The 10416-nt window shown below is 70.9% G+C and carries 11 protein-coding genes and 1 pseudogene; 3 read left to right on the plus strand and 9 right to left on the minus strand.

Annotation, left to right across the window (positions count from 1 at the left end):
* A partial coding sequence (locus OU415_RS36870; RefSeq protein ID WP_333779288.1) for an MFS transporter occupies positions 1-1306 on the plus strand: 1306 nt, incomplete at its 5' end.
* Here the strand turns inward: OU415_RS36870 and OU415_RS36875 are convergent.
* Positions 1294-2112, minus strand: coding sequence for an alpha/beta fold hydrolase (locus OU415_RS36875; RefSeq protein ID WP_270954359.1), 819 nt, complete (start codon positions 2110-2112; stop codon positions 1294-1296). The genes OU415_RS36870 and OU415_RS36875 overlap by 13 nt on opposite strands.
* Positions 2113-2158: 46 nt before the next feature.
* Entirely contained in the window at positions 2159-2959 is an 801-nt protein-coding gene (locus tag OU415_RS36880) for an aspartate dehydrogenase domain-containing protein (RefSeq protein ID WP_270954360.1), read from the minus strand.
* Positions 2960-3098: 139 nt separating this feature from the next.
* On the opposite strand from OU415_RS36880, the gene OU415_RS36885 reads away from it, so the two are divergent.
* A complete protein-coding gene (locus OU415_RS36885; RefSeq protein ID WP_270954362.1) occupies positions 3099-3599 on the plus strand; it encodes a MarR family winged helix-turn-helix transcriptional regulator in 501 nt (166 codons plus the stop codon).
* 11 nt (positions 3600-3610) lie between these two features.
* Here the strand turns inward: OU415_RS36885 and OU415_RS36890 are convergent, their stop codons facing one another.
* The 7 genes from OU415_RS36890 to pdxA all read right to left on the minus strand — a co-directional run bounded on the left by OU415_RS36890 (position 3611) and on the right by pdxA (position 9747).
* Positions 3611-4543: a cupin domain-containing protein gene (locus tag OU415_RS36890; protein WP_270954364.1), complete on the minus strand. Its 933-nt coding sequence runs from the start codon at positions 4541-4543 to the stop codon at positions 3611-3613.
* A 154-nt stretch (positions 4544-4697) separates the two neighbouring features.
* On the minus strand, positions 4698-5546 hold the full coding sequence (locus tag OU415_RS36895; protein WP_270954365.1) for an NAD(+)/NADH kinase: 849 nt from the start codon (positions 5544-5546) through the stop codon (positions 4698-4700).
* Between the two features lie 105 nt (positions 5547-5651).
* Positions 5652-6605 carry an aldo/keto reductase gene (locus OU415_RS36900; protein WP_270954367.1) on the minus strand — a complete coding sequence of 318 codons (954 nt, stop codon included), beginning with the start codon at positions 6603-6605 and terminating at the stop codon, positions 5652-5654.
* 45 nt (positions 6606-6650) lie between these two features.
* Positions 6651-7232 (minus strand): DUF1707 SHOCT-like domain-containing protein, encoded by a 582-nt coding sequence (locus tag OU415_RS36905; RefSeq protein ID WP_270954369.1) that lies wholly within the window; start codon positions 7230-7232, stop codon positions 6651-6653.
* A gap of 48 nt (positions 7233-7280) precedes the next feature.
* Positions 7281-7913: a maleylpyruvate isomerase N-terminal domain-containing protein gene (locus OU415_RS36910; protein WP_270954370.1), complete on the minus strand. Its 633-nt coding sequence runs from the start codon at positions 7911-7913 to the stop codon at positions 7281-7283.
* Positions 7914-7967: 54 nt separating this feature from the next.
* Positions 7968-8762 (minus strand): DeoR/GlpR family DNA-binding transcription regulator, encoded by a 795-nt coding sequence (locus OU415_RS36915; RefSeq protein ID WP_270954372.1) that lies wholly within the window; start codon positions 8760-8762, stop codon positions 7968-7970.
* Between the two features lie 13 nt (positions 8763-8775).
* The gene (gene pdxA / locus OU415_RS36920) at positions 8776-9747 is read right to left on the minus strand and encodes a 4-hydroxythreonine-4-phosphate dehydrogenase PdxA (protein ID WP_270954373.1); all 972 of its coding nucleotides are present in this window, start codon (positions 9745-9747) and stop codon (positions 8776-8778) included.
* A gap of 437 nt (positions 9748-10184) precedes the next feature.
* Between pdxA and OU415_RS36925 the strand changes: the two are divergent.
* A pseudogene (locus OU415_RS36925) lies at positions 10185-10416 on the plus strand (aldolase); the annotation flags it as partial.

The following is a 10416-nucleotide window of genomic DNA, read 5'->3' on the forward strand; positions in this document are numbered from 1 at the left end:
CCACGTGACCGCACTGAGGGAAGGCGGGCAGCGCACCGGCTCGCTGGCCCGGTGGCTGGGAGTGCTCACGCTGCTGGTCGTCGTGGCGATCTCCTACATCGACCGGGTCAACGTGTCGGTGCTGATCACCGATTCCGACTTCACCCAGCACTTCGGGATCGAGGGGAACCGCGCGGTGCAAGGCGCGCTGATGACCCTCTTCCTGGTCGGCTACGGGATCGCGGCCATGCTGATCACGCCGTGGTACGAAGCGGTGTTCGGCGTACGACGCGGCCTGATCGTCAGCCTGCTGTGCTGGGCGCTGTTCACCCTCGTCTCCCCGTACGCCGGTGGCGCGGTACTGCTGCTGACGCTGCGGTTCCTGCTCGGGGCCAGCGAGGGACCGCTGTTCTCGCTGAAGACCATGTACGTCAAGGACCAGTTCGCAGAAGGCACGTGGGGCAAGCCCAACGCCGTCAGTTCGATGGGCGTGTCCATCGGCACAGCGGTGGGCATTCCGGTGATCACCTTCGCCGTGGTGCAGTTCGGCTGGCACGGCTCGTTCCTGCTGCTCGCCGCGCTCAACCTGGTGGTGGGACTGCCGCTGGTCGCGGCGTTCATCCGAGTCTCCCGGCGGCGAACGGGCGTCCGGCAACCAGCCGTCCAGCGGTTCACGGCGGCGCTGCGCACGCCGAAGCTCGGCTGGATCCTGCTGATCGAGGTCGCCACGCTCGGCTACCTGTGGGGCAGCACGTCCTGGCTCCCGTCGTACTTGCTGCAGGCACGGCACTTCTCGTTGGCGCAGATGAGCGCGCTGTCGGCGCTGCCGTTCGTGGTCAGCCTGGCATCCGGTTTCCTCGGCGGGTACGTCATCGACCGCGTGTCACCTCGCCGAGTGCCGATCGTGCTGGTGATCGGCAGCGTGGGCACCGCGCTGTGCGCCACCACGGTCATGTTCGCGGAGTCGCGTTGGCTGGCGGCGGCCATGCTGATCCTGGCCAACGGGTTCTGGGGCCTGCAGGGGCCGGCGATTCCGACGCTGGTGCAGCAGTACGCGCCGCCGGGCACCGTCGGCAGCGCTTACGGCGTCATCAACGGCATCGGCAACCTGGTGTCCGCGCTGCTGCCGATGCTGATGGGCGTGGCCATCGCACTGGGCGGCAACCAAGGGTTCGCCGCCGGATACGGGCTGCTCGCGGCGACCCAGGTGCTCACGTTGCTCGGAGCGGTCGCTCTGCTCAGGGGACGTGGACCGCACACCTCGGCCGAGCACCCTCCGGCGGACCAACCCGCAGTGCTGAAACCGCAGCCAGGTCAGACCGCCTGATCGTCGCGCAGGCTTTCGACGGCGTCGATGTGGGACGAGACCCGGGCGTTGAACGACTCCGGCCGCTCCTGGTTGGCCAGGTGCCCGGCGCCGGAGATGGTCTCGAACACCGCGCCGGGAATGCCGTCGGCCAGCGCCCGGCTCTCCGGGATCCCGGTCACCCGGTCGCGGTCCCCGCACAGGACCAGGGTGGGGACTCGGATCTCGGCGAGCCGGGGCGAGGTGTCCGCGTCGGCCATCGCCTCCACCGCGTAGCGGTAACCGGGCAACCGGAGCGCCCCGGTCATGATGGCGATGGCCCGCTCGACGAGCTCGGGCGGTGCCTGCTCGGACAACAGGCGCGGCGCGCGGCGGCGGGCGAACTCCTCCGGGCCGAGTTCAGCGAGTTCGGCTGCCCTGGCGCGCATCTTCACGGCACCTGCCGGAGTCCGGCCGCTGCCCCGACTGGAGTCGGCCAGGACGAGGCTCCTGACCAGCCCGGGATGGCGCAGCGCCAGCGCCTGCGCGATCACCCCACCCCACGAGACACCGAGCAGGTGCGCAGAACCGCTGGCACGACTGCGGATGACGTCCGCGGCGGCATCGGCGAAGCCGGTGATGTCCACTTCGGACTCCGGATCGGCCGATCTGCCGTACCCCGGGGCGTCCCACGCGATGACGTGCGCCGTGCCGGCCAAGCCGTCGAGCTGCGGGCGGAACGACTCCGCGCAGGAGCCGATCCCGTGCAGGCAGAGGAGATCGGGCCCGCTGCCCGCTTCGACCAGGTGCAGTCCCGAGCGCTCGGGGACCGCGGCGGGATCCGTCATGTCGGGCTCCTCGATTCGGGTTGCTTCCGGGAGCAGGACCGGCCGATCAGCCGATCCGAACGCCGGTCGCCCTGAGATCGGCGATGCTGCGCAGCACCGAATAGGCGACCACCGCACTGGATGCGGGATTGCGCGGCGACGGGTCGTTGGCGATCTCGAAGCGGTAGCTGCCGATCGACCCGTCGATCTCGATGACGTGCGCAGTGCGGGTCGCAGCCGGGTCGGCGACCACGCAGACCTCGACCAGTGCGCGATCACCGGCGGCGAAAGCCACTGTCGCGGCCACGTTGACGTTGTTCGGGAACAGCTGCACCGCCTGCGCGACACCGCCGTCGAACAGCTCCACCGGCTCGTCGCCCGGTTCCATCGTCTTCAGCCGGTCCGCCACCCAGGCTTCCATCCACGGCTGCAGCAGCGATCGCGGCTTCTTCCGGGAGGTGATCCGCACCCGGCGGAGCGGCCCGGCGAAGGCCGCCGCGCGCAGCAGGTCGAGGCCGCCGATCGCGCCTGAGCACAGCACCAGCCGCCCGCGCCGGGGCAGCCGGTCCACGAAGCCGTCCTCGAACAGGCCGCCGACGGACACCGCGACCAGGTCCCGGCCGGTGTCCAGCACCTGCGCCGCGACCTCCCGCAGCACGGCCGGTCCCGCCGCTTCCACCACGACGTCGCAGCGGCGCAGCAACTCGGCGAGGCTGTCCACAGCGGACGGACCTGCGTCGGCTCGGCGGCGCAGCACGGCCGCGACCCGAGCGCCCGGCACGGCTCCGGCGTCCAATTCCGACGCTACCTTGGCCCCGATCGAACCGAAGCCGAGAAGACCGACGCGCAGTGATGGGGAGTTCGTCACGGGTGCTCCTCGCAGAACGTCGTGATCAATGCTTGCGTGCAGGCAGCGACGACTTGGTGGTCAGCAGCTTCTGCACGAGCGAGCTGCGACCATCGGTTAAGCTCCGTTCAACCCCTGGCCTACGAGGAGTCGACGACGAATGGACCCGGTTGAAGAGGTGCTCGCGCAGTGGGGGGAACAGCGCCCGGACCTCGACGCCTCCCCGATCGCGATCTTCGGCAGGGTCCGGCGGATCGCCGACCTCGCTTCCGGCAGCCTCCGCGGCTACCTGAAGTCGTTCGGGCTGAACCCCGGTTCCTTCGACATCCTGTGCAACCTGCGCCGCGGCGGCAAACCGTACCGGAAGACGCCGTCCGAGCTGGCCGCATCCGCGCTCGTCACCTCCGGTGCGATGACCGGGCGGCTGGACGCGCTGGAGGCGGACGGGCTGATCCGCCGCCGCCAGCACCCGACCGACCGCCGGGTCAGCTACGCCGAACTGACCCCGGCGGGCCGCAAGCTCATCGATCGCGTTCTCAGCGGCCACCTGGATCGCGAAGAGCTGCTGCTCGCCCACCTGGGCCAGGACGACCGCGAGACCATCGAGCGGGCGCTCGCCCTGCTCGAGGGGTCGGTGCGGGAAGCCATCGAGACGAAATAGCCGAAGAGCGCTCAGCCGGCGTTGGTCCACCGATCGGCAGCCGGCGTCGCGGTGCCCAGCGCCGCCGACAGCTTGGCCACCCCGGCACCGCTGTTGCGCAGCCGGAACGTCTGCCCCGCCTCGACCAGGACCAGGTCGCGCGCACCGAGCAGCGTCGACGCGGCCTGCTCCCCGTCGGTGAACTCCACCGCCACCTGGCCTTCCCAGACCATGAACGCGACCTCGTGGTCGAAGGTGTAGGTCAGCGTCTCGGCCCGCTCGGGCAGGTGCAGGAACTCCAGGCTGAACCGGATGCTGGGCACGACGCCGCCCTGCTCCGCCGGGAGCACGTACGGCTGGGTCGCCAGCTCCGACCCGTTGTCCAGGGTGTGCCAGTGGATCGGAGCCTGCGCGCCGCGCACGACGTACTGGTGCGCCTCGACCACCCGCGGGTCGGCCGGGTCCGGCAACGGCTGGCGGAACTCCGGGGCTCCGTCGCCCTTGCTCGGGTGGGACCGGTAGTTCGGCATCATCGGCTTGGGGTGGCCGACCATGAACTGCGCGACGATCGGCTCGGGGCCGTCGTTGCGGAAGCCGTGCGCCCGCTCCGCCGGATTGACCAGCGCGTCCCCCGGCCCCAGCACGATGTCGACGAACTCCCCGTCGAAGTCCCAGCTGACCACCATCCGGCCGGAGTGGATGAGGAAGATCTCCTCGATCTCGTGCGTGTGCACGGCGGCGTAGCGATCCGGATCCTGGTACAGCAGGCTCGTGGTGAAGTGCTTGGGCACCAACGTGGTTTCGTCGCCGGTCTTGGGCGAACCGCCGGAACCGATGTAGCGCATCTGCGCCCGGGCCAGTTCGGGGTAGCCCCGGCTGGCGGGGAAGGCGTCCCAGTCCCAGATCTTCTCGATGTGCCGCCCGACGCTGGCGACCAGCCGGTCGGCCTGGCTCAAGTCCGTCACGGTCGATCTCCCTGCTCCGTCGATTCCCTGCAGATACTTTAGTATCACGTATCTTAGAAACAAGCTACATCCGGAGCGGCGTCCGGCCGGGACCGTTCGCGCTGAATCCCCACGCGCACCAAGAAATCGGCACCACGTGAGGTGACGGCCCCGGTCAGACGGTCGGGGAGCCGGTGAGGCGGAGCTTTCGCTGGGCCCGCTGGTAGAAGGTGGTCCGCCCGAGGCGGATCACCCGGGCCGCCGCTGGTTCGACGGTGATGTCGACGAGGGTTCCGGGCTGCGGGCGGGCGACCAACCTGCCGTCGACCTCGACGCCGAGCTCGCCGCTGGTGGGCAGGATCTGCAGGGCCAGGGCCTCGCGCTCGGACAGGAACAGGGCCCGGTTGAAGGCCGAGTGCGGCGCCACCGGCGTGATCAGCAGGCCTTCGACCCTGGGGGACACGATCGGGCCGCCCGCGGAGAAGCTGTACGCCGTGGAGCCCGTCGGGGTCGCCACGACGATCGCGTCCGCGGAGTAGCGGACGAACGGGTGCCCCTCGATGCACACCTCGATCGCAGCCATCGCCTGCCCCGGCGAGCGCAGCAGCGCGACGTCGTTGAACGCGATCTCCGAACGGCCCTGGCTCGTGATGTGCAGACCCGAGCGGGTCTCGATGGTGAAGCGGTCCTCGTCGATCGCGCACAGCGCCGCTTCCAGCTCGTGCGTGTCGATCTCGGGCAGGAATCCCAACCGCCCCAGGTTCACGCCCAGCACCGGCGTGCCGTCACCGCACGCGATCCGCAGCGCGCGCAGCATGGTGCCGTCGCCGCCGAGGCTGACCACGAGGTCAGCCCGCTGCCCCAGGTCTTCCGAGGTCAGGGCCGTGATCGACGACCGGGTCTCGCCGGCGATGCCGACGACCTCGATGTCGCGCGCGGCCGCCCACTCCGCGATCACCCCGACCACTCCGGCGCAGTCCCGGCGCGGATGCTGGACCAGACCGACTGCCTTGATCGAGCCCATGGCCCCGCCTCCTCCCGTCGCGGACCACGCACCCCGCATTGTCCGGCCGGAAGCGCCGGAGCGCTCGGTCGGCACATCCGTTCGAGACGAGTCCGATGTGGACGATCAGGGCAGGGCTTCGCCCCGGGCCGTGATCCAGAGGCGGTACCACTCCTCGTGGGTGAGCTCCGGTTCCCGCTCGGCCGCGTACCGGCAGGCCAGGATGCGGTCGGGGTTCGTCGTCCCGATGACCGGCGCGATCCGGGCCGGGTGGCGCTGGAGCCACCAGAGCACGATGGCCTCCGGGGTGACGCCCTTCGCCTCGGCCAGGTCGGCGACGAGCTGCGCCGTCGCCCGTTCGGCCGGGCTCTGCTGGCGGCCGGTGAAGCGCCCCTTCGCCAGCGGCCCCCACGCCTGCAGGCCGATGCCGTTCATCCGGCAGTGCTCGATCGTCCCGGCCGGGAAACCGTTCGCCGCGCCCGCGGAGGTGTTCACCAGGACCCCGGACTCGACCCAGTCGCGGCGGAGCAGGCTCATCTCGAGCTGGTTGGCGATCAGCGGCACGCCGAGGTGCGCTTGCAGGTGCGCGATCTGCGCGGCGTTCATGTTGGACACGCCGAACTGGCGGACCAGGCCCTGCTCGTGCAGCGACATGAGCCCCTTGGCGATGTCCTCCGGGTCCGCCAGGGGGTCCGGCCGGTGCAGCAGGAGGACGTCGATCACGTCGGTGCGCAGCCGGGCGAGGCTCTCCTCGACCCGCTGGACGATGCTGGCACCGCGCAGGTCGTAGATCCCGGGCCGGTCGCCGTCGGCGAGCCGGATCCCGCACTTGGTCTGCAGCACGATGCGCTCGCGCAACCCGGGCGTGCGGGCCAGGACCTCGCCGAACACCGCTTCGGCCTTGCCGCGCCGGTAGATGTCGGCGTGGTCGAACATGCTGATCCCGGCGTCCAGCGCCGCCCGGATCGCGGCCTCGGCCTCGGCGATGTCGCCAGCGCCGAGGGGTTCGGCGTCCCAGCTCCCGCCGAGCCCCATGCAGCCGTACAACACGCGGTGGTCGTGCACGCTCGCCTCAGTCACGCCGGGCATCATTCCACGCCGCGATCCGCACACCCGCGCACGAGGTCAGGAGAGGCGGCGCAGCTTCCGGCGTTCCCAGGCGTTGGGGTGGCGGATGACCACGCCTGCCATCCCACCGGTCCCGCTGAGGCGGATCAGCGGGGCACCGGCTTCCCGCTCGGGCGTGGTCTTGTCCTTCAGCCCGCCGATCCCGGGATCCATCTCGGTGGTCTCCGCAGCCCAGCCCTCGGGGATGACGATGGTGACCCCGGCCATCTGGCCGTGCGCCTCCAGGTCGATGACCGGCAGGCGGCAGTCGGTCCGGGTGAAGTCGATCGTCACCCCGCCCATCCCGCCGTGCGCGCTGATCTGCCCCGGAACCTGCCACCGGCCGGTCCGCGACGCGCCGTGCAACCCGCCCTTGAGCAGCAGCGGCTCGCCCGGGTCCGCGGAGCGCCCGGACGGCAGGTCGGCCGTGAGCGGCTCCAGCTCGGCGTAGGTCTTGGCGGCCAGCGCCCGGTCGACCCGCTCGGTCAGCTCGGAGAAGTCGATGCGCCCTTCACCAGCAGCTTCCTGCAACCGCTGCACCACCGCGTCGCGGTCGGCGTTGGAAGCACGCATTTCGTTCGGACGGGCCTTATCGGGCATGCGCCGATGATATACACCCCTTGATCTGCGGCGGGCGCTTCGCAGGGATCAGATCGCTGCGATCGTTCCGGGCGCGCGTTCCTCGCGGCTCAGCGCGCGCAGCACCGCCGTCTGACCGTGGCGGCGAACGGCGAGGCCGGACAGCAGTGCGAGCACCGGTTCGACGACCGACTCCGGGAGTTCCGGCGTCTCGATGCCCACGCTCACGGCCAGGTCGTCGGAGTGCACCGAGATCTCCATCATCCGCGTGACCAGGAAGTCGGTGAGCAGGACCGGCCTCGGCCCGAAGGAGACCACGCGGTCGTCCGGTTCGGCCGGCAGGGCGGTGCGCTGCTCGTCGATGGCCGCGGCCACCTCGTCGGCCAGCGCCTCGACTCCGCGCGCCGCTGCCTCCTCGCCCTGCTTGCGGATGCGGACGTTGACGTCGGAGTCGGTTCCGGTGCTGAAAGCCTCGGCAGCGGCGTAGAACTCGGCGAGGGACAGCGGCCTCTCCGCCGTCGGTTCGGCAGCCAGCAGCCGGGAGCTGTACAAGACCTGGCAGCCCAGGTGTCCGGCCAGGCCGCGAACGCTGAACTCCGCCAGCGCGCTGGGCCGGTCCCAGGCCGCGGCAACCGCCGGGTCGCGGAGCAGTCGCACTGCCGACTCCGCCGCTTCGAGGTAGGCCCGGCTCATCGCGGTCATCCCAGATCTCCCCATCTCACGTGATCTTCGACCGGACGAGTATGCCCGACCGCGCTAGCCGCCCGAAACGTCGTTGCCCGTTTCGTCGGCGAGCACCACTCGAATTCCCTTTGCCCGGAACGGCTCCAGGTCCTCTTCGACGGCCGATGCGTCCGTCACGAGTGTCCACTTCGGAGGGAGTGGGGCCCAGGCGTGGAAGGGGCGGCGGCCGATCTTGGCCGCGTGGACGAGCACGTAGACGTGGTCGGCGCGGCGCGCCATCAGCTCCTTGAGGCGGGTCTGGCGGATGTCGGCCTCGCAGATGCCGTCGTCGGCCGTGACGCCGTCGGCGCCCAGGAAGACCCGGTCGAAAGTGCGGCGCTCCAGCGCCGCTTCGGCCAGCGGGCCGATGAACCCCTGGCTCTTCGGGCGGAGCACGCCGCCGAGGCATTCCACCGTCACCACGTCGGACGCGGCCAGCTCCTGCAAGGCCGTCATGCCGGTCGTCACCACGGTCAGCTCCGGGCCGTTGCGCAGTTCGTTGGCCAGCGCCCCGGTCGTCGAACCCGCGTCGAGCAGCACGGTTTCGCCGACGCCGATCTGGCGGGCGGCCCAGCGGGCGATGGCCCGCTTCGCCTCGAACTCCTCGCCGACGCGCTGGCGCAGGCTCGCCTCGGGGTGGGCGACGATCGCCATCGCGCCGCCGTAGGTGCGGGCCAGCGCGCCCGCCCGTTCCAGCTGGGCCAGGTCGCGCCGGATCGTCGAGGCGGTGACCCCGAAGTGGGCGGACAACTCGTCCACACCGGTCAGACCGGTGGTGGTGGCCAGCTGGACGATGGCCTCCCGGCGGAGCTTGGAATCGCGGGGCACTCGGACGTCCCTTTCAGCTGACGGAAACCGGCGCCAGGTCCGCGGCCTGGCGCAGGGCCTCGACCATGCTACCCACGTCGGCCGTGCCGGTCCCCGCGATGTCGAAAGCCGTGCCGTGGTCCACCGACGTGCGGATCACCGGCAGCCCGGCGGTGATGTTCACACCCGCCTCGATGCCCAGCACCTTGACCGGCGCGTGCCCCTGGTCGTGGTACATCGCGACGATCAGGTCGTAATCCCCGCGGCCGGCGAGGAAGAACGCGGTGTCGGCGGGCAGCGGACCGCGCGCGTCGATGCCCTCGGCGCGCAGTTCTTCCAGCGCCGGAACGATCTTCTCCTCCTCCTCGCCCGCGCCGAACAGCCCGTTCTCCCCCGCGTGCGGGTTGATCCCGCACACCCCGATGACCGGCTCGTCGACACCGGACGCCCGGATCGCGGCGTGGCCGCGGCGGACCGTGCGCGCCACCAGACCGGGTTCGATCTTGGCGATCGCGTCGATCAGCCCGATGTGCGTGGTCACGTGGATGACCTTGACCTTCGGCGTGGACAGCATCATCGACACCTCCTCGGTGCCGGTGAGCGCGGCGAGGAGTTCGGTGTGCCCGGGGAAGTCGTGCCCCGCGGCGTGCAGCGCCTTCTTGTTGAGCGGGGCCGTGCAGATCGCCTGGACCTCGCCGGCGACCGCGAGTTCCGCGGCGACGCGCACGTACTGGTAGGCCGCTTCGCCGGCCACCGCGCTCAGCTCTCCCCACGGCAGATCTCCCGGCAGCAGACCGAGGTCGACGACGTCGATGCGCCCGGGTTCGAACCGCGCCTCGGCGACGGAGTCGACCGCGACCACCTCGACCGCCGCACCGCGCAGCCGGGCGGCTTCGCGCAGTCGTCGAGCATCCCCGATGACCAGGGGTCGGCACAGCTCGTGCACGGCCGCGTCGGCGAGTGCGCCGACCACGACCTCGGGGCCGATGCCGGCCCCGTCCCCCATGGTGACGGCTATGACTGGCGCGGACGCGTTCACTGGGCCTCCTGGAGATCGAGCTGTCGGGCGAGGCACCGGTGCGGTGGTTCGATGCCGCGCAATCGAGCATGCTCGTTCTGCGCGAAACACGCAAGACAGATCGCCGGGCTGGTCCGGTCCAGGCGTTCACCCACCCCAACCGCGAATCGGACACAACTGGGAATGCCCGGGCAAGCGCCTTATCACGCGCCCCGTCCTCGCACACGACGCTGCGCAAATCACGCCATCTTAGTTGCGCAAATCACGCAGTTGTGTCAGCGTCGGAGCACCAGGTGCTCACGGGAGTTCCGCTGCCGACCGCGCTGCCGCGCCCCGCTGCGATCACGTGCGAGAAGCGCTGAACTCCAACGGAAGCGCACCCGCTCCACCGCCCGCGCCGAACCCGGAGAACAGGAGAGCAGCCCGTGAGCGCACTCGACTTCGCCCGCCGGATCCGCAACCGCGAGCAGGCCATCGGCTACTGGATCGCGCTCGACGACCCGGTCGCCACCGAACGCCTCGCCCGGCTCGGCTACGACTACGTGGTCGTCGACGCCCAGCACGGCATGCTCGGCTACGCCGGCGTCCGCAACGCGATGCTGGCCATCGACGCCGGCGCCACGTCCGCTCCCCTGGTCCGCGTCGGGCAGAACGACC

The sequence above is a fragment of the Saccharopolyspora oryzae genome, assembly GCF_027853915.1.
GTDB lineage: Bacteria > Actinomycetota > Actinomycetes > Mycobacteriales > Pseudonocardiaceae > Saccharopolyspora > Saccharopolyspora oryzae.

Coding starts and splice junctions, on each gene's coding strand:
- OU415_RS36885 (WP_270954362.1), top strand. CDS start 3,099: ATGGACCCGGTTGAAGAGGTGCTCGCGCAGTGGGGGGAACAGCGCCCG.
- pdxA (WP_270954373.1), bottom strand. CDS start 9,747: ATGGGGGACGGGGCCGGCATCGGCCCCGAGGTCGTGGTCGGCGCACTC.
- OU415_RS36895 (WP_270954365.1), bottom strand. CDS start 5,546: ATGGGCTCGATCAAGGCAGTCGGTCTGGTCCAGCATCCGCGCCGGGAC.
- OU415_RS36875 (WP_270954359.1), bottom strand. CDS start 2,112: ATGACGGATCCCGCCGCGGTCCCCGAGCGCTCGGGACTGCACCTGGTC.
- OU415_RS36905 (WP_270954369.1), bottom strand. CDS start 7,232: ATGCCCGATAAGGCCCGTCCGAACGAAATGCGTGCTTCCAACGCCGAC.
- OU415_RS36910 (WP_270954370.1), bottom strand. CDS start 7,913: ATGACCGCGATGAGCCGGGCCTACCTCGAAGCGGCGGAGTCGGCAGTG.